Here is a 22,281-nt window from a genome sequence, read left to right as displayed (position 1 = left end):
TCTCCCGCATTACGCGTCTGTTATTGTGCTGGTGATTGTTCAGCACTCACGGTCAGGCGCGCAACCTGGTTAGTTCTGATAAAGCGGCTCAGATCGACCGGTTTACCCTGGTATTCAATCTGTACTGCGGCCGGTGCACCAATTTTCAGCTTGTAAGGTGCCTGACCACTTAGGTTCAGGTTACCACCTTTACGCTGCAGGCCGCTGAACAGCTTCTTACCGGTAGCGTCGGTCACTTCCAGCCAGCAGTCGGCGGAGAAGTTCATCACCAGCACGTTAGCATCAGCAACCGGGGCTGCGGTCTGAGCCGGGTCAGTTGGCAGTGCGCCCGGCGTAGCGGTCTGTGGTGCAGGAGTTGTAGTCTGCGCTACGGTACCGTCGACGTTAGCCTGAGACGGTGCCACAACGGCGTTATTCTGTGCGGTCGCGGCAGGTGCGGTAGTCGCAGTCGGTGCGGCATCCGTTGGCGCGGCAGCGGCGTTATCTGGTGCAACTGCGGAATCGGCGGTTGCTGGAGCCTGGTTAGCATCCGCGCCGGTGTTCAGCGGGATATCCTGAGCGTCGCTGCCGTTCGCTTTCAGCTCAACGGAGGATTGATCGGCCATCGTGGTGATCTCTTCCTGCTGCGCTTTGTGGTTCTGCCACCACCAGGCAACGGTTAGACCGACCACCACGAACAGCACGAGCCAGGTAAAGCTCATCAACCAGCCATCGCGTTTTTTGCGACGTTTGCCGAGGGAGAAGGTCTGCATCGGGGCGACTTTCGCCGCGCGTACCGGTGCTTGCTTTTCCATCATCGGCAGCAGTTCTTCCTCGGGAATATGCACGAGGCGAGCATAGGAGCGGATATAACCACGCAAGAATGTTGAAGCGAGTTCAGCAGGCGCCTTATCTTCTTCAATATCACGAACGGTGGAAACCTTCAGGCACAAGCGTTCTGCAACGGCTTGCTGGCTGAGTCCGAGTTGTTCACGGGCATTACGCAAACGGACACCCGTGGTTTGTGCTTCTTGTTGGTCGTGGTTGGTTTCAGTATTCATTCGCTACAACTGCTGATTCGTGAAATTTAAGGTTCTGATGCGAAACAATGCCCGCACCGCGAAACATCCGGTCGTGTGTTCGAACTGACAGACTGGCTGTCGGGTATACCCTATCCAAAACAGCGTCAAAGGCAGTATTCACGCTGTGATTGCAACGCTACATACTGCCTCAATACTTGTCGAAACGCACCGTAATTATTATCCAAATCAGTACGTTTCGCCTAATCCTTAAGCACTTGGCTTTGCGTGCGCCTTTTCATGCGCATGCCACGCTGAATTACAGCGCTTTCACGTCGATCGCTTCACCCTGCATACGCTTACGCATTGTACGCTTGGTACGGTCGATAACATCACCGGCCAGCTGACCACAGGCGGCATCGATATCATCACCGCGGGTTTTACGCACGATAGTGGTAAAACCGTAGCCCATCATCACCTTACAGAAACGATCAATACGGCTATTGGAGCTGCGACCATATGGCGCGCCCGGGAACGGGTTCCACGGAATGAGGTTGATCTTGCACGGCGTATCTTTCAGCAGTGCAGCCAGCTCATGTGCATGTTCGGTACCATCGTTGATGTGGTCAAGCATCACGTATTCGATGGTCACGCGGCCCTGGTTGGCATTGGATTTCGAAATGTAGCCACGAACGGATTCCAGGAACGTCGCGATATTATACTTTTTGTTGATAGGTACAATTTCGTCACGGATGGTGTCGTTCGGTGCGTGCAGGGAAATCGCCAGCGCCACGTCAATCATGTCGCCCAGTTTATCCAGCGCAGGCACAACGCCTGAGGTAGACAGGGTTACGCGACGTTTGGAGAGACCGAAACCGAAATCGTCCAGCATGATTTCCATTGCCGGAACCACGTTGGTCAGGTTCAGCAGGGGTTCACCCATGCCCATCATCACCACGTTAGTGATAGGACGTACGCCAGTCGCTTTGACGGCACCGACGATTTTCGCCGCGCGCCAGACCTGGCCGATGATTTCCGATACCCGCAGGTTACGGTTAAAGCCCTGCTGAGCCGTAGAGCAGAATTTACACTCTAATGCACAGCCGACCTGTGAAGAGACGCACAGGGTGGCGCGATCGTCTTCTGGGATATAAACGGTTTCAACGCGCTGATCGCCTACGGCAATCGCCCATTTGATGGTGCCGTCAGATGAACGCTGCTCTTCCACCACTTCCGGGGCGCGAATTTCAGCGACTTCTTTGAGCTTGCCGCGCAGGACTTTGTTGATGTCAGTCATTTCATCAAAGTCGTCGCAGCAGTAGTGATACATCCACTTCATCACCTGATCGGCGCGGAAGGGTTTTTCGCCTAAGTCTTTAAAAAACTCGCGCATCTGCGGACGGCTAAGATCCAGCAGGTTTATTTTTCCATCTTTGTTGGGAACCGCCGGGATGGCGCTCTCAGGCGTGACAATTTGTTCAGACATTTTCTATTCCGGCCTCGTTGTTACACGTTATGGCCCCTGGAGGGTTGATAAAAAGAAGCGCCCCAGGAAAGCGGTCTGCTCGTCCGGGGGCGCTGCATTGTACAAATTCTGGCGCACGGATGCCACGTCTGCACGTGGCATTCGCTAAATAAAGTGTAAACGTGCCCTTAGCGGGTACGTGGGCACACTTCGCCTTCTGCGAAGAAGAAAGCGATTTCGCGCGCGGCGGATTCTACGGAATCAGAACCGTGGGTGCCGTTTTCGGTGAAGCTGTCCGCGTAGTCAGCACGCAGAGTGCCAGCCAGCGCGTTATCTGGGTTGGTTGCGCCCAGCAGGTCACGGTGACGCTGAACGGCGTTTTCGCCTTCCAGTACGGAAACCACGATTGGGCCAGAGGTCATGAACTCAACCAGACCGTCGAAGAATGGACGACCATCGTGCTCAGCGTAGAAGCCACGAGCCTGCTCAACGGTCAGGTGCAGCATTTTGGTGCCAACAATCTTAAACCCTGCTGATTCAAAGCGAGCGAAGATGCTGCCAATAACGTTTTTTGCCACCGCGTTTGGCTTGATGATGGAAAAAGTACGTTCAATAGCCATGATTACCTCTAGTAATAAAATTTGTTCTGTTGTCGTGCATACATATCAGTTGTATGACCTGGCGCGGATTATAAAGACCGGATGCGTCGTTGCCTATGGATGAAGGTAACATTTTTTTAAAATAAAACACTTTTAAGCAACACATTTTGTAACAAGCCCGCTTTGTCTATTGTGCGCTGCTTCTGCCCGATGGCGCTACGCTTATCGGGCCTACAATACGGTATCTGCCTGTAGGCCGGGTAAGCGCAGCGCCACCCGGCAACGTCACTCATTGCAGCGTAAAATTCACCACCGAAGTCTGCCCCGCTTCATCCATAACCACCAGTTGATAAAGCGCCGGGGTCGTCAGCGTTAAAATCAGATTATCGCCAGCGCTGGCCTGCGGCTCACCGTTGAGGAACCACCAGCGTCGCCCTTCCCCGCCGCTTGCCTGCAGCACGATTTTTGCGCTCGGTTCTCCAGGTAAACGCCGGATAACCGCATCTTCACGAATACCGGAAAGCATCAGCGGAGCGGCGTTCTGCAATTGGCGCGGTGGGCAAGTCGTCGAGACCGGCGGCAACCGTGACGCGCGGCGCTCTCCGACAGGCAGCCACGGCTCCAGCGGCAGCGGCCAGACGTCGAGCGTGATTTCACGGGCATCAGGACAATCCGCCGCCACGCGCTTACCTTCAGCGTCCAGCCACAGCGGGAAACGAATCCCCTGCATCCCTTCCTGTTCCGGCAGCAACAGCGTCGGCGGCAGACTGTTATCCAGTACCCAGGTAGACAGCCGTCGGCGACAGTTGCTGTCCCCGGCCGGTAAGGGTTGTCCACCAGGCCAGCAAATTTCCGCCGAGCTCACCGACGCAGGTCGCGGATCGCGGCCCTCCTGCTGGCGCGTCGCGCTGGCCAGCAGCAGATTGCTCACCTGATTGAGCAGTGGAATGGCGCTGGCAAAACCAAACTGTCCGGCCACCGGCGTACCGTCCGGCCTGCCCGTCCAGACGCCAATGCTATAGCGTGCGTTGACACCGATGGCCCACGCATCGCGATAGCCATAGCTGGTACCGGTTTTCCATGCCAGCGGCACAACCTGCGGTAATGAGGCATCGGGTACCGGCTGGGCTTCTCCGGCAAGAATGCGGCGAATAATCCACGCCGCGCCCGCAGAGAGCAAGGGGCGCTCCACCAACGGATCGCTCGCCAGCAGGCGCAGTTTTCCCACTTTGCCATGACGGGCGAAAGCGCTATAGGCGGCGGTGATATCCGCAAGCCTTGCCCCGGAGCCGCCAAGAATCAGCGATAAGTTGGGCTCCGCCCCCGCAGGCAAAATCAGCGGCAGCCCGGCATTACGCAAGCGAGCAGCGAACTGCTTCGGCCCGTAGGCATCCAGCACCTGTACCGCAGGAAGATTCAACGAACGCACCAGCGCATCGCTCATGCTTACCGTGCCGTGAAAGCCGCTGTCAAAATTACCAGGCCGGTAGTCCCCCACCCGCCGAGGCACATCCTGCAACAACGAAGCCGGGTGGATCAGTGCGCTGTCGAGCGCCATGCCGTACAAAAACGGTTTCAGCACCGACCCCGGCGAGCGAACCGCCGTTACCATATCCACATGGCCGAACCGGCTGTCGTCGGCGATATCTACCGACCCCACCCAGCCGCGCACCTTCATATTCAGGTTATCCACTACCACTATCGCGAGCGAGCTGCGCGGCGGCAGGCGCGATTTCCAGTTCAGGGCCATCTCTTCAAGTTGGCGCTGCAACCCGGCATTCAGAGTCGTAACCACTTTCTCATCCCGGCTGCGGGCTAGCATATGGCGTGAGAAGAGCGGTGCAAGCTGCGGCATCTGCCGCGGAAACAGCCAGACCGGTTCCTCTTTCGCCTCTTTCACCACCTCGGCCGACCAGACCTGCTGCGCCAGCATGCGGTCCAGCACTTTATTACGCGCCGCCTGAGCGCGTGCTGGCCAACGGTCCGGACGTAAGCGGCTTGGCGCCTGAGGCAGCACCGCCAGCAGTGCGGCATCGGCATAGCTCAATTGGGCGGGAGGTTTACCCAGATAGGCCCAGCTTGCCGCGCCAATGCCCTGTAGCGTGCCGCCAAACGGGGCGCGATTGAGGTAAAGGGTAAGGATGTCTCGTTTGGAGAGATGCCATTCCAGCTGCATCGCGCGCCAGAGCTGACGAAATTTGCCGCCGAAGGTTCGCGGGTGCGGGTCAAGCAAGCGCGCGACCTGCATAGTCAGGGTACTGCCGCCGGACACCACGCGGCCAGAGGTCACATCCTGCCAGGCCGCGCGGGCAATAGATAACGGATTCACACCGGGGTGTTCCCAGAACCAGCGGTCTTCATACTGGATCAGGGCATCAAGATAGCGCGGTGACACCTCTTCGATAGTCACCGGGTAGCGCCATATTCCCTGGGCATCGGCAAAACGCCACAGTGGGCTGCCATCCTCCGCCACCACCACCCGAGCGGGAGTGACTTCATGGAGCGGCAGCGGCCAGAGTTTATCCGCCAGCACAACGACAGCGCACAACAACACGACCGCCCCGGCAAGCCATCGCCAGACGGGGCGTTTACTCCAGACAAGACGCATTCTACGGCACAACGATCAGCATATCGTCCGCCGCCCCAACGGCGCGCCAGCCCGGAACATACATAGACTCAACCTGCGACGGCGGCACGCGGTAGGTACCCGGCATGACCGCACGAGCCAGATAGATCAGCGTGACCGGCTGATTCGCACTAACGGAAACCGCCGCCACAAAGCGATCGTCGCGGAATTCCATATGCTGGATATCCGCCTGCTGCATCTGGTTGAGCCACTCCTGCACCTCAGTGCCGTTGTCCTGCAGATTGGCGCTGCTATTCGCCAGGTTCTGGTTTTCTAACTCCAGCCCTGCCGGCAGCATATCGACAACCAATGCGTCCGGTACGTTCTGGCTGGCGTTAACGTCAAGCTTCACCAGTACCAGTTCACCGCTGCGCAGGGAAGAGAGCGATTTACGCTGCCCGTCGGTGCCGTAGAACTGCCGCTCGATATGCAGCACGTTGCTGGACGCCGCAGGCGCATTTTCCGGATACCCGGTGCTATCCAGGCGCAGCCACAGCGGCTGCTCTCCTTTGTTCGTCACCGTCAGTGCGGAGAGCTGGTCGCCGTCGAGATTCCGCGTCAACGCTTTATTCCCCTGCAGCGGCTGGCTTTCAAACGAGGTTTGCGCCTGCCAGTTGCCCGGTAGATCCAGTAGACCTTTCGCCGCCAGGAATAGCGCATTATTCTCCTGCGTCGACAGCCAGCGCTCGCTGAATGCCTGCTCGGAGAGCGTTTGCAGCAGCGTGTTTTGTGCGTCCGGCAGCAATTTGTTCTCTTCCAGCAGCGAGAGCATCAGCGCATTATCACGCAGCGCACTGCCGTAGTCCGCCAGCCAGCGTCGCTGATCCTGACGTTTGGTGGTGAGCGAAAGCTGGATAGCCTGTTCGCTACGCGGCGCATCGCCCATCGCTTTCAGGGCAATGCCTAACTGCATCAGCGGTAGACCAGAACCGGCCTGAGCGCGACGCTCCCACAGTTCACGCAGCGCACCAAGCGGCGCTTTTTGCTGCCGAGCCAGCACCAGACCTGCATAGGCCTGAATAGCGAAGCGACTTGCCGCGTTATCATCGGTATAACGCACGCTCATCAGCCCCGGCTCCTGCAAATAGCGCAGCATACGGTTATTGCCTTTATTAATGGCCTCTGCTGGCACGCTATAGCCCTGCTCACCCGCTCGAACCAGGAAGTCCATCACGTAGGCCGTCAGCCAATACTCTTCCGAACCGTCTTTATCCCACAGCGCGAAGCCACCGTTATCCTTCTGCATTTGCAGCAGACGCGAGATGCCGATATCCACCGACGCGCGGCGCTTATCGTCGCTATCGCCGACAATGCCCAACGTTTTCAACTGTGCCGCATTGGTATAAAGCTGCGGGAAGAGGCCGCTGGCAGTCTGCTCCAGGCAGCCGTAAGGATAGGCCTTCAGTTCGCGAATATAGCGCGCCAGGTTCAGCGGTGGTTTACCGCTTAGCAGCAGTTGCCCCTGAAGCGTCACCGGCGAGAACGCCGCATTCTGATTCGCCGGAACGCTCCAGCTTTCTCCAGGTTGCAGCACCGCGCCGTTATTGACCGTTTGTGCCGGGAAGGCCGGACGCACGCCAATTTTCCACTGCTTGTGCAGGTCGGCCAGGGTTTCATCCGGCAGCTTCATGCCCGAAACCGTTACATTGACCTCGCCATCACCGTAACCTTCGCTGGCGCTAACCGGGACAAATAGCGTAGTTCTTACGCCCGGGTCCAGCGATACCGACGCAGGCTGCGTGCTTTTCAGCTGCAACATCCCGCTCGTGGCTATCTGTACGTCAAGCGTTTGCGGTTTATCGGTCAGGTTGGTGATATCCAGCGTCATACGTGCGCTATCGCCACCCGCCATAAAGCGCGGCGTATTAAGTTCAGCGACGACCGGCGCGGCGACCACCACTTTAGACTCAGCGCTGCCAAACTCCTCCGCCGTCCAGGCCTGTGCCATCACGCGTAGCTCGCCATTAAAATCACCGATAGGCATCGTAATGGTGCCTTCGCCGTTTTCATCGAGCGTCACGGGCTGCGCCTGCTGGGCAATAATCGTCACGTGGTTAACAGGCGGTTTACCGCCGCGGTTAAGTTCGTCACCGTCGCCGCCGAAGCGCAGGCTCGCCAGGCGTCCCTGGCCTTCAATCACCTGGCCGTAGATATCGTAGATATCCGCGCCATAACGTTTCTGGCCGAAGAATGCCTGCCACGGGTCTGGGGTGGTGTAGTCGGTAATGTTCAGCACACCGCTATCGACGGCGGAGAGCAGCACGTTCACCTGCTTCGGCGTATCGCCCTCTTTGCGATTCACTTTCACCTTGACGGTCAGCGGCTGGTTTGGCCGCATTTTTTGCGGGCTTTCAAGCGTCACACCAAGCCGACGCTGTTCATCGCCAAGCGGTAGATGCAGCACGCCCACCGCCCGTTTCGGCGTGGCTGAGCGGGATTTATCGCCCGGACGCACCACCAGCGTACTGAGGTAAAGGTCGTGACGGTTCCAGCTCTTATCCACCGGAATACTGAGATCCAGCCCTTCCGCTGGAACGTTAATTTCTTGCCACCACAGCGGGCCATCGCTGGACTCGACCATGGCATAGCCTTTTCCCGCCGCCGGAGCCGCGACGTGCAGTTTAATGGTATCGCCAGGTCGGTAGTTAGGTTTGTCGAGCTTCAGAGTAACGCGATCCGGACGTGCCGCACCGCTGCCGTCGCTGTTGTCCTGCCAACTATAACCGGCCCAGAAGCGCACGCTAGTTACCGCGTCATCCGGCGCTTTAACCTCTAACCGATATGCGCCCCACTCGACCGGGAAGCTGACTTTGCCAGTTTCATCGGCTTTCAGGCTCAGCGATTCTTCACCCTCGATCAGATCTTTTTGATCAAAACGGGACTGCCAACCGTCGCTTTCCGACCAGTTCCAGTAGTAGTCGCGGCGTTCGCGAATCAACCGAACCTGAAGATCAGAAACGGCCTTTTTTTCGCCCTGTGCGTTGGTGTAAACAATATCGAACGCGGCCTGGCTGTTTTCATCGACGATCGGTTGATTCACCGTGGTATCAGTGCGGTAGTCATACACCGCTTTGCTGGCAAACTGCGGGCGAATACCCGGCAGTTCAGCGGCGGGCCAGATTGCCTGAGTGGCACGACGGGTGACCGGGCGACCGCCAGATTCCAGCAGGCTGGCCTGAAGGATGACCTGCAGCGGTGAGTGCGTCTCCTGCCACTGGCTGGCGGTAGTGACCTCGCCACGGCCTTTGGCGTCCAGCGTCAGGTTCATTTCATCGAGGCTGCGGGAAGTATTTTCTTCAGCAATATCACCAAACTGGAAGCCCGGCAGCGTGGCCACGGCCTCGCGTAGCGGACGTAAAAAGAGCTTACCCTGCAGGCTGTTACCGCTAGCCGGGGCACCGTAAAGGTAGTAGCCCACCACGTCAAACTTCACGTCATCATCCGGTGCCAGCGGTTCAGGCTGCGGCGTCAGGTTCAGCGCCATGCGCTCTGGCATAAAATCTTCGACGTGGAAATCCCACTCGCGCAGTTGGTTATCGCCAGTGTTAGCGCGAATATGCCACATACCGGTTGCCGCGCTCGCGTCCAGCGGATAGGTAAACTGATACAGACCGTTAACCGGCTGGCTCACCACGCTACGAATAACCTGCCCGTCCGGTTTCACCACCTCCAGCTTCACTGGCTGTTCGGCCAGCGGTTTGCCGTCGCCGTCGCGCAGCAGGCCGTTGAGGATCACCGTTTCACCAGGACGATAAAGGTCACGAGGGCCAAACATAAAGAACTGTTTGCTGTAGCCCGGGGCCCCTGCAATATCGAACTCGGCCAGATCCAGCGCCGGAAGTTTGAGGTCGAGTAAGGTGGTTTGCCCCTCTTTTCGTGCCAGCAGCAGCGCGGCGTCTTTATCGGTTTTGAGGGTGGCATGGCCCTGGCTATCGCTATTGGCCTGAGCCAGCGTTTGCCCTTTGTCGTTAAGCAGCGTCAGCTCAACCGCCGACTGGGCCGCGCCGTTCTCAAGACTTTGAGTGAAGACATCCAACTGATTGTGGTAACGATGCAGCGATACGCCAACATCGCTTAAGGTAAAGAGCGTGGCGGCATTGCTGTAGCTGTATTGTCCGGCCGGATTCATCACCGCAATATAAACGCCAGACTGTTGCAGCGGTGCGATATCTTTCAACGGCAGCAGCAATTTTTCCCGCGTGTTGCGCGCCGGGTTGAGGTCAAAACGCCCGGTATAGACGAGATCCGCCATTTTCAGCAATTCATCAGATTCCCAATTGCTGAGCGAGCTGCGGTATTCCCACTGGCTGACAAACGCCGCCAGCGACTCGGGTTTCACGCGGAAGAAGTTAACGTCGACGTGCGGCACGTTGAGCACCATCACCGGCAGCCCTTCGACCACTTTGCCTGGCAGCAGCGAACCACGGCTGGCAAAACCTACGCTTGGCGCGATATCACGGGTGGTCAGCGTTTTTTCAACGCTTGAGCCGAAAGTCGCTTTATTCAGCGCCGCCAGTTCGGGGTCGACCGTCACAATCAGGTCGCGCTTAGGCTCAAGGTGGCGCAGGCGCAGCTCTTTCAGGTTTGGTGCCAACTCCCAAGCGCCGTCAACCTTGCCGCTTTTCTTATCCACAACGTGAACGGTTTTGCTGAAATCCTGATCGGGGTTAAGCGCGATAGAGAAGGTCAACACCAGCGTGGCTGCGCCATCAAGCTGCACTTCAGAGGCATCAAGCAGCGTAAGCGCTTTACCCTGACTTTGTTGGGCCAGTTTTTCCAACTGCGCAGCATCAGGTTTGGCGGGCGTGGCGTTCTGCGATGCGGAAGCGGCGGGTTTGACCTCCGGCGCTTTCTTACTGTCGTCACATCCGACAAGAAGCGTGGCGGTCAGCATAGCAAGCACGGCTAAACGGGACGGTTTCATCCTTAGAACCTCTGACGTTAAGTCTCTATTTCGTTAATGCACACAGTATTATGCGCAAACGTGACTTTTACCAATAGAATGGTCACTTCCGGACATCCTTTTCAGATTCCATATAGCCTCAATCACAACCATGGCGTAGTTAACTTGTCAGCCTAAGGGAAAACGTCGACAATTCCTCTACGTTTGCAAATGGAGGCACTTCATGACCACCTCTTTCTTTGTCGCCGCCGATTGGCTGGCTGAGCACATTAACGACCCGGCAGTTCAAATCATTGATGCCCGGATGGCCCCTCCGGGGCAGGAGCACCGGGATATGGCGGGCGAGTACCGCGCGGGTCATCTACCTGGCGCGCTGTTCTTTGATATTGAAGCGCTTTCCGACCACACCACTTCATTGCCGCACATGATGCCACGTCCTGAGGCCTTCGCCGTTGCCATGCGCGAATTGGGCGTCAGCAGCGATAAACATCTGGTGGTCTATGACGAGGGCAACCTGTTCTCCGCGCCGCGCGCGTGGTGGATGCTAAAAACCTTCGGCGTGGAAAACGTCTCTATTCTGGCGGGTGGCCTAGCGGGCTGGCAGCGCGATGAACTGCTGCTCGAAAAAGGCGATGTAGATGCCGGTGAAGGCGAGTTTGAGGTTAAGTTTAACGCCGAGGCCGTTGTGCGCCTGACCGATGTGCTATTGGCAAGCCATGAGCGCTCGGTGCAGATTGTCGATGCGCGTCCAGCCGGTCGTTTTAATGCGGAAGTGGATGAACCGCGTCCCGGCCTACGCCGCGGCCATATTCCCGGTGCACTGAACGTGCCGTGGAACGAACTGACGTTCAACGGCGAGCTGAAGACCACGGACGAGCTGGCGGCGATTTTTACCCGTCAGGGCGTTGATCTTAGCCAGCCGATTATCACCAGCTGTGGTTCTGGGGTGACCGCGGCGGTGGTGCTGCTGGCGCTGAAAACGCTGGATGCAAAAGAGGTGGTGCTGTATGACGGCGCCTGGAGCGAATGGGGCGCACGGGACGATTTGCCGATTGAACCTCAGGCGAAATAACGGGGTTCGTGCCATCCCGGGATCAGCGTAAACGCCTCGCCCGGGCTACTAATGTAGGCCGGATAAGGCGTTTACACCGCCATCCGGCATGGTTTCAAATGATTCGGTTCTGCTTAAAATCGCGCAGGAAGCTGCCCCAGCGTTTTTCATAGAACGGCGTGATATGCGCCAGCATAAAGTGGCTGATGCCCTTCTCGCCTTCCACCACCTGGCAGATATCAATCGGTTCGTCGCCCGGTAGCGTGTCGGTCGCCACGCTGCCAGCGGCGTGAATAATCTCTTCGATATCCCCTTCTGCTTCAATACCAATCAGCAGGTTAGGCTGTTCGTCCGCATGCTCTTTAATGGAGCAGATAAACGCACGTTTCACCGTCTTCAGGGTTTTGAACAGCGTGGTCAGCGATTCCACCATCTGCGCCGGCGGTTCCGCCACTTCAGAGAGCAGTAGCGCGCTGCCGCCTTCCAGTACTTCCTGCGTACTGAGCGGGTTGCCCTCTTCGCCAATCAGGTGGCTGATTTCACGCGGGGTAAACTCTTTGCCGGTTGGCAGCTTCGCGTTCAGGAACAGCGTCTCACCGAGGGTCATTTCAAACAGCGTGCGCACCGGCATGACCACAAAGGCCTGCTCGGTAGTCACCGCCTCTTTCAAGGCTTCTAGCGAGGTGAAGAACGGGATAACGGAGGTGCCGTCGTCTTTTTCCCAGTGCTGTAATTCTAAGGCGCTGTCGTCAACAACCTGCTGGTCGTCAGCCGCGCTGCCGGGCACCCAGACGGTGGACTCCAGTAAGGTGCGGAAAAAGGCTGGGCGATGAGCGGGTTCGGTCGCCGCTTGTTCCAGCAGCGTTTCAAGTTCGTTTTTGCTTTCAGACATAGTGCTTCCAGAAGGTGTGAACACCCCTCACCCCGGCCCTCTCCCCAAAGGGGCGAGGGAGAAAACCGATCGCCATTGGGTGAATGAGAACACCGGACGGTCCCCTCTCCCCTTTGGGGAGAGGGTTAGGGTGAGGGGAAAAGATTATTCGGCGGTCAACAGGTTCGCGATAGTCCGCACGCCCAGCCCGGTCGCACCCGCAGACCACTGCTCAACGGCCGCTTTACGGTAGGTTGCGGAACAGTCGATGTGCAGCCAACCTTCGTGATAGTTCTCGACGAAGTGGGACAGGAAGCCCGCCGCGGTGCTCGCGCCTGCCGGGTAAGCCGCGCTGCCGGTGTTGTTCAGCTCAGCAAAGTTAGACGGCAACTGATGACGGTGGAACTCAGCCAGCGGCAGACGCCAGAAGGCTTCGTTTTCCGCGCTGGCGCTCGCCAGCAGGCGGTTAGCCAGCTTGTCATCGAAGCTGAACAGCGCGTGGTAATCGTTGCCCAGCGCGGTTTTAGCCGCCCCGGTCAGGGTTGCCGCATCAATGATAAGTTCTGGCTTCTGCGCGCTAGCGTCAATCAGGCCGTCGGCCAGTACCAGGCGACCTTCTGCATCGGTGTTCATCACTTCCACGTTTTTACCGTTACGGTAGTGGATGATATCGCCAAGTTTGAAGGCGTTGCCGCTGATCAGGTTATCCGCGCAGCACAGGTACAGTTTTACGCGCTTGTTCAGGCCACGGGTAATCGCCAGCGCCAGCGCGCCGGTCACCGTCGCCGCACCGCCCATATCGGACTTCATGGAATCCATGAACGCGCTTTGTTTAATGCTGTAGCCGCCGGAGTCAAAGGTAATGCCTTTCCCCACCAGGCAGGCATAAACCGGTGCTTCTTTATCACCCGTTGGGTTGTAGTCCAGCGCCAGCAGAACCGGCGGACGTTCGGAACCACGGCCCACGGTGTGCAGGCCCGCATAGCCCTGCTCACGCAGATCTTCACCTTTGGTTATGCGATAAGAGATGTTGTCGCACGCCACGCCGCACAGCAGGTCAACCGCGCGCTGCGCCAGCTGTTCTGGGCCCAGTTCTTCCGCCGGGGCGTTGATGGTGTCTCGCACCCAGTCAATGTAGGTCAGACGGTTGTCCAGCTCCTGGCGCTGTGCATCATCAAGCTCAGGCCATACAACCTGACGGGTGCCTTTCGGCCCTTTGTAGCCCGCCCAGAAGGCCCAGGCGAGATCAACATTCCAGCCTTCACCGCTCAATGCAACATGTTTGATGCCCATGCCGTCGATTTTACGCGCCGCGCGCTGGATAAGGCTCGCGTCGTCGCGGCCGGTCAGGTGCAGGACAATACCTTCATCATTAATGCTATAGGCCGCTTTTTCACCCCAGCGCGCATCGGCTGGCTGAGTAGAAAGGGTAATTTTCATGGCTTCTGTCATTTTTTTATCCTTATTAGCAAACGGGCCGCCGAATGGCAGCCCGTTATGTGACTTATTCTGCTTCATCCAACCAGACTAGCAGAATTGCCTCAAGGATTTTTTCATTTGATGCCTGAGGGTCATCATCAAAATCTTCGAGGTCGCAAATCCACTGGTGCATGTCAGTAAAGCGCACCGTTTTCGGATCGGTATCCGGGTAAGCATCGTACAGCGCTTCGCCGATTTCGCGGCTGTCAGTCCACTTAAGTCCCATACTATCCTCTTAGTGCTCGCGCGCGTGGTTAATTGTGTAACGCGGAATTTCGACCACCAGGTCTTCATCCGTGACGCGCGCCTGGCAGCTCAGGCGGCTATCTGGTTCCAGCCCCCATGCTTTATCCAGCATATCGTCTTCGTCTTCGGTGCTTTCAGGCAGCGAGTCGAAACCTTCACGCACGATGCAGTGGCAGGTGGTGCAGGCACAGGATTTTTCGCAGGCGTGTTCAATCTCGATACCGCTACGCAGCGCAGCATCCAGAATAGTTTCACCGGTCTCAGCTTCCACAACGATGCCATCCGGACACAGGTCCTGATGTGGCAAAAAAACAATCTTTGGCATATTAAACCTCGTCCACGGATTGGCCTTTCAACGCGACACGGACGGATTGGTCCATGCGGCGAGCGGCGAATTCCTGGGTTTGTTTGTCAACGTTTTTAATGGCTTGTTCTATGGCGTCGGTGTCATTGCCCTCGGCTACCGCGCTCAGCACGGCGGCGGCCTCGTCAATTTCCTGACGCTCTGCGGCGCTTAACAGCGCGGCATCAGCGGCCAGCGCGCTGTGCAGGCTTTCCAGCACGCGAGCGGCTTCCACTTTCTGCTCTGCCAGCATACGTGCTTTCACGTCCTGCTCGGCATAGCTCATGGAATCCTGAATCATGGTGGCGATTTCACCATCGGTCAGACCGTAGGACGGCTTCACCTGAATTGACGACTCCACGCCGGTGGATTTCTCCATGGCGGTGACGCTCAGCAGACCGTCGGCGTCCACCTGGAAGGTGACGCGAATGTGCGCGCCGCCAGCCGGCAGCGCCGGGATACCGCGCAGCGCAAAGCGCGCCAGTGAACGGCAGTCCTGCACCAGTTCGCGCTCGCCCTGCATCACGTGGATGGACATCGCGGTCTGGCCGTCTTTGAAAGTGGTGAACTCCTGCGCACGCGCCACCGGAATGGTGGTGTTACGTGGAATAACCTTCTCTACCAGGCCGCCCATGGTTTCGAGGCCGAGAGAGAGCGGGATCACGTCAAGCAGCAGCATTTCGCTGTCCGGCTTGTTGCCGACCAGAATATCAGCCTGTACGGCGGCGCCAATAGCGACCACTTTATCCGGGTCGATAGAGGTCAGCGGCGTACGGCCAAAGAATTCGCCGACGCGCTCGCGTACCAGCGGCACGCGGGTAGAACCGCCAACCATCACCACTTCCAGCACGTCTTCAGCTTCCACGCCCGCATCTTTCAGCGCGCGGCGGCAGGCCAGCAGCGTGCGCTTCACCAGCGCGGAAATCAGATCGTTAAACTGTTCGCGCGTCACTTCGCCTTTCCAGCCAGCGACCTCAACGGTCACGCGGTCGGCATCGCTCAGGGCGATTTTGGCGGCGATGGCAGCGTCAAGCAGCTCGCGCTGTACGCGGTTATCGCTGCGATCGGCAATACCCGCCTGTTCGCGGATATGGTCGGCCAACAGGTGGTCGAAGTCGTCGCCGCCCAGCGCAGAATCGCCGCCGGTGGCCAGCACTTCAAACACGCCGCGGCTCAGGCGCAGAATAGAAATATCGAAGGTACCGCCGCCCAGATCGTAGACGGCAATCACCCCTTCCTGACCCGAATCGAGACCGTAGGCAATGGCCGCGGCGGTCGGTTCGTTCAGCAGACGCAGCACGTGCAGGCCAGCCAGACGCGCGGCGTCTTTGGTGCCCTGACGCTGTGCGTCGTCAAAGTATGCGGGAACGGTAATCACCACGCCATCCAGCTCGCCTTCAAGCGTTTCGGTGGCACGAGCCGCCAGCGCTTTGAGGATATCGGCAGAGACGCGGATTGGGTTCAGTACACCGGCCTTGGTCACCAGCATCGGCAGGCCATTTTCGCTTGCCTGGAACTGGTACGGCAGGTGTGGGTAACGCGCCTGGATGTCTGCCAACGAGCGGCCCATCATGCGTTTTACGGAGCTAATGGTGTTGGCGGGGTCAAGTGCGGCGTTGGTGCGCGCATCGTAGCCGACCACGTGGCCCTGCTCCTGATAGTGCACAACAGAAGGCAGCAGGTGACGCCCCTGATTGTCGGCCAGCGTTTCTGCCTGACCGCTACGCACGGTAGCCACCAGGGAATTGGTGGTGCCTAAGTCAATGCCCACCGCCAGACGACGCTGGTGCGGCGCGGCGCTCAGACCCGGCTCACTAATTTGTAATAAGGCCATGTTAAGCTTCCAGAATCAAAAATCGAGCAGCTTTTCTTCGAGTAATTCAGCGCTGCTTTGGAGTTTATCGAGAAAACGCAGTTTGCGTACGGTATCCGCCGCCGCTTCCCACGTCTGCGAATCAAGTTCTGCCACCATCTGCTGCTGGCGTTGGCTGTACATCGCTTTGATACGCTTGAGAAGCCCTTCCAGACGGTCAGTGTCTTTCGCCTGTTCAATCTCGTCCAGCTCTTCACGCAGTTCCAGCTGTTCCATCAGGAACGCGGTGTCGCGCACAGTGTGCTGTTCGGAGGCAAGATCAAAACCGTGAAGGGAGAGCAGATATTCAGCACGCGTCAGCGGATGACGCAGCGTTTGCCAGGCCTGGTTGATGTTCGCAGAACGCTGCACCGCCGCGAGCTGTTCAGCCTCGCTGCCGTTAGCAAATCGGTCGGGGTGGTTCTGACGCTGCAGGTCCTGAAAGCGTGCCGCGAGGGCCTGAGTGTCTACGTGATAACCGGCTGGCAATCCAAAGAGAGTGAAGTAATCCATGACGATCTCAGGGTTAACTATTTAAAACAAACCCCACGCACAGCGATGAAACCATGGGTGGGGTTGGCAGGACTCAAAATCAGACGTTAAAGCTTTCGCCGCAACCGCACTCGTCTTTTACGTTCGGGTTCGTAAATTTAAACCCTTCGTTCAGACCTTCTTTTACGAAGTCGAGCTGCGTGCCGTCAAGAAATTGCAGGCTCTTACCGTCGATGACAACCTTCACGCCTTTGTCTTCGAAAACGGTATCTTCTGCCGCCGGCTCGTCAACAAATTCCAGTACATAGGCCATACCTGAACAACCGGACGTTCTCACGCCAAGACGCAGACCAAACCCTTTACCGCGGTTTGACAGGAAGGTATTGACTCGCGCTGCTGCACTGTCGCTTAAGGTAATCGACATAAAAACCTCAACTCTTAATTATTTTGCTTCACGTTTGCTTTTGTAATCCGCAATGGCGGCTTTAATCGCGTCTTCTGCCAGGATAGAACAGTGAATTTTCACTGGTGGCAGTTCAAGCTCGTCTGCGATATCGGTATTTTTAATGGCCTGTGCTTCGTCCAGGGATTTCCCCTTCACCCACTCGGTCACGAGGGAGCTGGAAGCAATGGCGGAACCGCAGCCGTAGGTCTTGAAACGCGCGTCTTCAATGATACCGTCATTGTTGACTTTAATCTGCAACTTCATCACGTCGCCGCAGGCCGGAGCACCGACCATACCGCTGCCGACGCTCTCGTCGCTGTTGTCGAAAGAACCAACGTTACGTGGGTTCTCGTAGTGATCGATTACTTTTTCGCTGTAAGCCATGATGAATTCTCCTTATCGATACCCTAAATAATTCGAGTTGCAGGAAGGCGGCAAGGGAGCGAATCCCCAGGAGCGTACATAAGTACGTGACTGGGGTGAGCGAGCGCGGCCAACGCATCTGCAACTTGAAGTATGACGGGTATACCGATTAATGATGTGACCATTCAATACTGTTCAGATCCACGCCCTGCTTGAACATTTCCCACAGTGGAGAAAGGTCGCGCAGACGGCCAATGGAGTTGCGAACCAGATTGATGGTGTAGTCAATCTCTTCTTCGGTAGTGAAACGACCTAAAGAGAAACGAATGGAGCTATGCGCCAGCTCATCGGTCATGCCCAGTGCGCGCAGCACGTAGGATGGCTCAAGGCTTGCGGAAGTACATGCGGAACCGGAGGAAACCGCCAGGTCTTTCAGCGCCATAATCAGGGATTCACCTTCAACGTAGTTAAAGCTCACGTTGAGGATGTTTGGTGCGCCCTGCTCAAGGTCACCGTTCAGGTAGACTTCTTCCATATCCTTCACGCCGTTCCACAGACGGTTACGCAGACCACGCAGACGGGCCATTTCGGTCTCCATCTCTTCTTTCGCGATACGGTAAGCTTCGCCCATGCCGACGATCTGGTGAACAGGCAAGGTACCGGAACGCATGCCGCGCTCGTGACCGCCGCCGTGCATCTGCGCTTCGATACGGATACGTGGTTTACGACGAACGTACAGCGCGCCGATACCTTTTGGACCGTAGATTTTGTGACCGGAGAAGGACATCAGGTCAACTTTCAGCTGGCTCAGGTCGATAGGCAGTTTGCCCACGCTCTGGGTCGCATCAACGTGATAGATGATGCCGCGCGCACGGCACATTTCGCCGATGGTCGCGATATCCTGCACCACGCCGATTTCGTTGTTCACGTGCATGATGGAGACGAGGATGGTGTCGTCACGCATGGCTGCTTCGAGCTCTTTGAGATCGATAATGCCGTTGCGCTGTGGCGCCAGATAGGTGATTTCGAAACCTTCGCGCTCGAGCTGACGACAGGTGTCCAGCACGGCTTTATGCTCGGTTTTGCTGGTGATAATGTGCTTGCCTTTTTTCTGATAAAAGTTGGCTGCACCTTTAATCGCCAGGTTGTCGGATTCAGTCGCACCGGAGGTGAAGACGATTTCACGCGGGTCTGCACCCACGAGGTCGGCAATCTGGTTACGGGCGATATCTACTGCCTCTTCAGCCTGCCAGCCGAAACGGTGTGAACGAGAGGCCGGGTTACCAAAGGTCCCGTCCAGGGTCAGAAACTGCATCATTTTCTCGGCAACACGCGGGTCCACCGGCGTGGTTGCGGAGTAGTCGAGATAAATCGGTAATTTCATTGCTCTTTAACTCCGTACATCACTCAATGCAAGGAGTCAGGCAACCGGCTGGATGTACGACCGTGTTGACGGGAGGCTGTCCCGGCCTGACTCTGAAATCTCATTTTTATCTATAACCAGCCCTGCTGCGTGCGCCTGATAAGGCACACGGCAGAGCAGGTGGATTATGCACGTAACTTAACGTCGATTGCGTCTTGTACGCGGGTATTGCGGGAGGTGTCGTGCGAATGTTGGCGACCAGACACGTCCAGAACTTCCTGGTTATTAACCAGTTCACCGAGGGTGATGTTGTTCAGGAAGCCGGTCAGACGGTCGCTCAGATCGCGCCAGAGTGCGTGGGTCAAACATTTATCGCCGCCCTGGCAACCACCTTTCCCCTGACAGCGGGTAGCGTCAACGGACTCGTCCACTGCGCTAATCACTTCACCCACTGCAATGTGGTTTGCTTCTTTACCCAGCAGATAACCACCGCCAGGTCCGCGTACGCTGGATACTAAGCCATTTTTACGCAGACGGGAGAACAGCTGCTCCAGATAGGAGAGTGAAATTCCCTGACGTTCAGAAATATCAGCCAACGGCACCGGGCCCGCTTCGGAGTTGAGTGCAACGTCCAGCATCGCGGTTACGGCATAACGCCCTTTAGATGTCAGTCTCATGTCTTACTTAACCTCAAACTCGCCCCTGCCCGGGGTTTTTAATAATATTGTGGGTATTGCATAGCAGGGCCAAGTCTGACATTCCTGACTAAATCAGTCAACTATTTACTTGAGTAAATTAGTCAGGTATTTGGCGTTCCGTGCGGTATTGATTCTGAGCGGTTCCCGGGGTCGGCCAGAGGCCTCTCCCGGGCTACAAGAACGGTGTAGCCCGGCCAAGCGGAGCGCCGCCGGGAATGCACCTTACTCTTTGTTTTTCTGCTCAATAGACGCCAGAATCCCACGCAGGATATTCAACTCCTGGCTTTCTGGGCGTGCACGGGTAAACAGACGACGTAAACGGCTCATTACCTGTCCCGGATGGTTTTCGCGAATGAAACCGGTAGAGAGCAGCGTCTGCTCCAGATGACCATAGAAACGTTCAAGATCGTCCACCAGCGGGTATGGCGTCTCTTCGTGCTCAACCTTCGGTTCATTGCTTTCCTGCGTCGCCAGCCAGGCCATGCGCACCTCATAAGAGATAACCTGCACGGCCATTGCCAGGTTCAGCGAGCTGTATTCCGGGTTAGCGGCAATTGCGACGTGGTAATGACATTTCTGCAGTTCATCGTTGGTCAGGCCAACGCGCTCACGACCGAACACCAGCGCGACCGGCGCATGTTCACCTTCTGAGACGCTTTTCAGGCCGCATTCGCGCGGGTCGAGCATCGGCCACGGCAGCGTACGGGAACGCGCGCTGGTGCCGACCACCAGGCTACAACCGGCCAGCGCTTCATCGAGAGTGTCGACGATCTGCGCATTGCCAATCACATCGCTGGCACCGGCTGCCAGGGCGATAGCCTGGGAGTCTGGTTTCACCAGCGGGTTGACCAGCCACAGGTTGGTTAAACCCATGGTTTTCATAGCGCGGGCTACGGAGCCCATGTTGCCGGTGTGAGAGGTTTCGACCAGCACAATTCGGATATTTTGCAGCATTGTCATTCTTCGTCTAAAGATTATTCGACCATATTACCATAAACCTGAGACAGAATCCGAATTCGCTGCTATGATATGCGCCGTTTTCCCCCGTTCTTTAACATCCAGTGAGAGTAACCTGATGCATCCGATGCTGAACATCGCCGTGCGCGCAGCGCGCAAGGCGGGTAACCTGATTGCCAAAAACTACGAAACACCAGAAGCTGTTGAAGCGAGCCAAAAAGGCAGCAACGATTTCGTGACTAACGTTGATAAAGCCGCTGAAGCGATGATTATCGACACCATTCGCAAATCTTACCCGCAACACACCATCATCACCGAAGAAAGCGGTGAACATGTTGGCGAAGATCTGGATGTTCAATGGGTTATCGATCCACTGGATGGCACCACCAACTTTATTAAACGTCTTCCACACTTCTCCGTTTCCATCGCCGTACGCATTAAAGGCCGTACTGAAGTGGCTGTGGTTTACGATCCAATGCGCAACGAACTGTTCACCGCAACCCGCGGCCAGGGCGCACAGCTCAACGGTTACCGTCTGCGCGGCAGCACTGCCCGCGACCTGGATGGCACTATCATCGCGACCGGTTTCCCGTTCAAAGTGAAACAGCACGCACCTGCCTACATGAACATCCTCGGCAAAATGTTTACCGAATGCGCGGACTTCCGTCGCTCCGGTTCCGCTGCGCTGGATCTGGCCTACGTTGCCGCTGCACGCGTTGACGGTTTCTTCGAAATCGGCCTGAAACCATGGGACTTCGCCGCTGGCGAACTGATCGCTCGTGAAGCAGGCGCTATCGTCTGTGACTTCACCGGTGGCCACAACTACATGATGACCGGCAACATCGTTGCTGGTAACCCACGCATCGTGAAAGCGATGCTGGCGAACATGCGTGACGAACTGAGCGAAGCGCTGAAGCGCTAAGTCCAGACGCGGCGTCAATTAAGAAGCCCCTTCGCGGGCTTCTTTTTTTTACCCCTACCCGACCCGCAGAATTATCTCTCTTCCCGTTGCCACCAAATCCGTCGTCTATACTTAACCTTTTGTTAGCCAAAAGGAGAATGAGAATGACAATTCACAAGCACGGTTCAGCGCACTGGTCAGGCGATATCAAACGCGGAAAAGGGACGGTTTCTACCGAAAGCGGCGTTCTTAACCAACAACCTTACGGCTTTAATACCCGTTTTGAAGGCGCAAAGGGCACCAACCCGGAAGAGCTAATTGGCGCCGCACACGCAGCCTGTTTTTCGATGGCGTTATCGTTGATGCTGGGTGAAGCGGGCTATACCGCTGATACCATTGATACCACTGCGGACGTCTCGCTGGACAAAACTGATAGCGGGTTTGCCATTACTAAAATCGCCCTGCAAAGTAAGGTGAGAGTGCCCGGTATCAACCCGAAGCAGTTTGACGGCATTATCCAGAAAGCGAAAGCGGGCTGCCCCGTTTCCCAGGTGTTGAAGGCCGAAATCACGCTGGAATATACGTTGAACTAACGTTAAAACGGGCCAACTTGCCCCGTAAAGCATGCT

19 protein-coding genes are annotated in these 22,281 nt (G+C 56.8%); 3 read left to right on the top strand and 16 right to left on the bottom strand.

The window, feature by feature from the left end; genetic code table 11:
- Positions 1-20 precede the first annotated feature (20 nt).
- The 5 genes from rodZ to ACH1XZ_RS00325 form a co-directional block, all read right to left on the bottom strand.
- The gene (gene rodZ / locus ACH1XZ_RS00345) at positions 21-1,040 is read right to left on the bottom strand and encodes a cytoskeleton protein RodZ (RefSeq protein ID WP_395593873.1); all 1,020 of its coding nucleotides are present in this window, start codon (positions 1,038-1,040) and stop codon (positions 21-23) included.
- Between the two features lie 277 nt (positions 1,041-1,317).
- Positions 1,318-2,484: a bifunctional tRNA (adenosine(37)-C2)-methyltransferase TrmG/ribosomal RNA large subunit methyltransferase RlmN gene (locus tag ACH1XZ_RS00340; RefSeq protein WP_395593872.1), complete on the bottom strand. Its 1,167-nt coding sequence runs from the start codon at positions 2,482-2,484 to the stop codon at positions 1,318-1,320.
- 167 nt (positions 2,485-2,651) lie between these two features.
- On the bottom strand, positions 2,652-3,083 hold the full coding sequence (gene ndk, locus ACH1XZ_RS00335) for a nucleoside-diphosphate kinase (protein WP_185668893.1): 432 nt from the start codon (positions 3,081-3,083) through the stop codon (positions 2,652-2,654).
- Positions 3,084-3,351: 268 nt separating this feature from the next.
- A complete protein-coding gene (pbpC, locus tag ACH1XZ_RS00330) occupies positions 3,352-5,670 on the bottom strand; it encodes a peptidoglycan glycosyltransferase PbpC (protein WP_395593871.1) in 2,319 nt (772 codons plus the stop codon).
- A gap of 1 nt (position 5,671) precedes the next feature.
- Positions 5,672-10,612 (bottom strand): alpha-2-macroglobulin family protein, encoded by a 4,941-nt coding sequence (locus ACH1XZ_RS00325; protein WP_395593870.1) that lies wholly within the window; start codon positions 10,610-10,612, stop codon positions 5,672-5,674.
- A gap of 202 nt (positions 10,613-10,814) precedes the next feature.
- Here ACH1XZ_RS00325 and sseA point away from each other — a divergent pair, with 202 nt between their 5' ends.
- Complete coding sequence (gene sseA / locus ACH1XZ_RS00320; protein ID WP_395593869.1) at positions 10,815-11,663, top strand: 3-mercaptopyruvate sulfurtransferase; 849 nt, start codon at positions 10,815-10,817, stop codon at positions 11,661-11,663.
- A 94-nt stretch (positions 11,664-11,757) separates the two neighbouring features.
- On the opposite strand, the gene sseB is transcribed toward sseA, so the two are convergent.
- From sseB to trmJ, 11 genes are all read right to left on the bottom strand, one after another.
- Positions 11,758-12,534 carry an enhanced serine sensitivity protein SseB gene (sseB, locus tag ACH1XZ_RS00315; RefSeq protein WP_395593868.1) on the bottom strand — a complete coding sequence of 259 codons (777 nt, stop codon included), beginning with the start codon at positions 12,532-12,534 and terminating at the stop codon, positions 11,758-11,760.
- Positions 12,535-12,678: 144 nt separating this feature from the next.
- Positions 12,679-13,965 carry an aminopeptidase PepB gene (gene pepB, locus ACH1XZ_RS00310; protein ID WP_395593867.1) on the bottom strand — a complete coding sequence of 429 codons (1,287 nt, stop codon included), beginning with the start codon at positions 13,963-13,965 and terminating at the stop codon, positions 12,679-12,681.
- A 52-nt stretch (positions 13,966-14,017) separates the two neighbouring features.
- Positions 14,018-14,218 carry a Fe-S cluster assembly protein IscX gene (gene iscX / locus ACH1XZ_RS00305; protein ID WP_185668888.1) on the bottom strand — a complete coding sequence of 67 codons (201 nt, stop codon included), beginning with the start codon at positions 14,216-14,218 and terminating at the stop codon, positions 14,018-14,020.
- Positions 14,219-14,227: 9 nt separating this feature from the next.
- Positions 14,228-14,563 carry an ISC system 2Fe-2S type ferredoxin gene (gene fdx / locus ACH1XZ_RS00300; RefSeq protein WP_035891374.1) on the bottom strand — a complete coding sequence of 112 codons (336 nt, stop codon included), beginning with the start codon at positions 14,561-14,563 and terminating at the stop codon, positions 14,228-14,230.
- Position 14,564: 1 nt separating this feature from the next.
- Positions 14,565-16,415: a Fe-S protein assembly chaperone HscA gene (gene hscA, locus ACH1XZ_RS00295; protein ID WP_395593866.1), complete on the bottom strand. Its 1,851-nt coding sequence runs from the start codon at positions 16,413-16,415 to the stop codon at positions 14,565-14,567.
- Between the two features lie 15 nt (positions 16,416-16,430).
- Positions 16,431-16,946: a co-chaperone HscB gene (gene hscB / locus ACH1XZ_RS00290; RefSeq protein ID WP_395593865.1), complete on the bottom strand. Its 516-nt coding sequence runs from the start codon at positions 16,944-16,946 to the stop codon at positions 16,431-16,433.
- A 79-nt stretch (positions 16,947-17,025) separates the two neighbouring features.
- Positions 17,026-17,349 carry an iron-sulfur cluster assembly protein IscA gene (gene iscA / locus ACH1XZ_RS00285; RefSeq protein WP_035891367.1) on the bottom strand — a complete coding sequence of 108 codons (324 nt, stop codon included), beginning with the start codon at positions 17,347-17,349 and terminating at the stop codon, positions 17,026-17,028.
- 18 nt (positions 17,350-17,367) lie between these two features.
- Positions 17,368-17,754: a Fe-S cluster assembly scaffold IscU gene (gene iscU, locus ACH1XZ_RS00280; protein WP_062774541.1), complete on the bottom strand. Its 387-nt coding sequence runs from the start codon at positions 17,752-17,754 to the stop codon at positions 17,368-17,370.
- A gap of 148 nt (positions 17,755-17,902) precedes the next feature.
- Positions 17,903-19,117 (bottom strand): cysteine desulfurase, encoded by a 1,215-nt coding sequence (gene iscS / locus ACH1XZ_RS00275; protein ID WP_035891364.1) that lies wholly within the window; start codon positions 19,115-19,117, stop codon positions 17,903-17,905.
- Positions 19,118-19,281: 164 nt separating this feature from the next.
- Entirely contained in the window at positions 19,282-19,773 is a 492-nt protein-coding gene (iscR, locus tag ACH1XZ_RS00270; protein ID WP_035891361.1) for a Fe-S cluster assembly transcriptional regulator IscR, read from the bottom strand.
- A gap of 243 nt (positions 19,774-20,016) precedes the next feature.
- On the bottom strand, positions 20,017-20,748 hold the full coding sequence (gene trmJ / locus ACH1XZ_RS00265) for a tRNA (cytosine(32)/uridine(32)-2'-O)-methyltransferase TrmJ (RefSeq protein ID WP_395593864.1): 732 nt from the start codon (positions 20,746-20,748) through the stop codon (positions 20,017-20,019).
- Between the two features lie 121 nt (positions 20,749-20,869).
- On the opposite strand from trmJ, the gene suhB reads away from it, so the two are divergent.
- Together suhB and ACH1XZ_RS00255 are read left to right on the top strand one after the other, a co-directional pair.
- Positions 20,870-21,673: an inositol-1-monophosphatase gene (gene suhB / locus ACH1XZ_RS00260; protein WP_395593863.1), complete on the top strand. Its 804-nt coding sequence runs from the start codon at positions 20,870-20,872 to the stop codon at positions 21,671-21,673.
- Between the two features lie 143 nt (positions 21,674-21,816).
- On the top strand, positions 21,817-22,245 hold the full coding sequence (locus ACH1XZ_RS00255) for an OsmC family protein (RefSeq protein WP_395593862.1): 429 nt from the start codon (positions 21,817-21,819) through the stop codon (positions 22,243-22,245).
- Positions 22,246-22,281 lie beyond the last annotated feature (36 nt).

Source organism: Kluyvera chengduensis, assembly GCF_044197065.1.
Lineage (GTDB): Bacteria > Pseudomonadota > Gammaproteobacteria > Enterobacterales > Enterobacteriaceae > Kluyvera > Kluyvera ascorbata_C.
The sequence above is the reverse complement of the archived record's forward strand: the minus strand, read 5'-3'. Positions and strand labels throughout refer to the sequence as shown.

Bases quoted from the DNA above. Each gene is read 5' to 3' on its own strand.
- ACH1XZ_RS00340 (WP_395593872.1), bottom strand. From the start codon at position 2,484: ATGTCTGAACAAATTGTCACGCCTGAGAGCGCCATCCCGGCGGTTCCC.
- fdx (WP_035891374.1), bottom strand. From the start codon at position 14,563: ATGCCAAAGATTGTTTTTTTGCCACATCAGGACCTGTGTCCGGATGGC.
- iscU (WP_062774541.1), bottom strand. From the start codon at position 17,754: ATGGCTTACAGCGAAAAAGTAATCGATCACTACGAGAACCCACGTAAC.
- ACH1XZ_RS00255 (WP_395593862.1), top strand. From the start codon at position 21,817: ATGACAATTCACAAGCACGGTTCAGCGCACTGGTCAGGCGATATCAAA.
- hscB (WP_395593865.1), bottom strand. From the start codon at position 16,946: ATGGATTACTTCACTCTCTTTGGATTGCCAGCCGGTTATCACGTAGAC.
- trmJ (WP_395593864.1), bottom strand. From the start codon at position 20,748: ATGCTGCAAAATATCCGAATTGTGCTGGTCGAAACCTCTCACACCGGC.
- sseA (WP_395593869.1), top strand. From the start codon at position 10,815: ATGACCACCTCTTTCTTTGTCGCCGCCGATTGGCTGGCTGAGCACATT.
- ndk (WP_185668893.1), bottom strand. From the start codon at position 3,083: ATGGCTATTGAACGTACTTTTTCCATCATCAAGCCAAACGCGGTGGCA.
- rodZ (WP_395593873.1), bottom strand. From the start codon at position 1,040: ATGAATACTGAAACCAACCACGACCAACAAGAAGCACAAACCACGGGT.
- suhB (WP_395593863.1), top strand. From the start codon at position 20,870: ATGCATCCGATGCTGAACATCGCCGTGCGCGCAGCGCGCAAGGCGGGT.
- iscR (WP_035891361.1), bottom strand. From the start codon at position 19,773: ATGAGACTGACATCTAAAGGGCGTTATGCCGTAACCGCGATGCTGGAC.
- iscX (WP_185668888.1), bottom strand. From the start codon at position 14,218: ATGGGACTTAAGTGGACTGACAGCCGCGAAATCGGCGAAGCGCTGTAC.
- sseB (WP_395593868.1), bottom strand. From the start codon at position 12,534: ATGTCTGAAAGCAAAAACGAACTTGAAACGCTGCTGGAACAAGCGGCG.
- pbpC (WP_395593871.1), bottom strand. From the start codon at position 5,670: ATGCGTCTTGTCTGGAGTAAACGCCCCGTCTGGCGATGGCTTGCCGGG.
- pepB (WP_395593867.1), bottom strand. From the start codon at position 13,965: ATGACAGAAGCCATGAAAATTACCCTTTCTACTCAGCCAGCCGATGCG.
- iscA (WP_035891367.1), bottom strand. From the start codon at position 17,349: ATGTCGATTACCTTAAGCGACAGTGCAGCAGCGCGAGTCAATACCTTC.
- hscA (WP_395593866.1), bottom strand. From the start codon at position 16,415: ATGGCCTTATTACAAATTAGTGAGCCGGGTCTGAGCGCCGCGCCGCAC.
- iscS (WP_035891364.1), bottom strand. From the start codon at position 19,117: ATGAAATTACCGATTTATCTCGACTACTCCGCAACCACGCCGGTGGAC.
- ACH1XZ_RS00325 (WP_395593870.1), bottom strand. From the start codon at position 10,612: ATGAAACCGTCCCGTTTAGCCGTGCTTGCTATGCTGACCGCCACGCTT.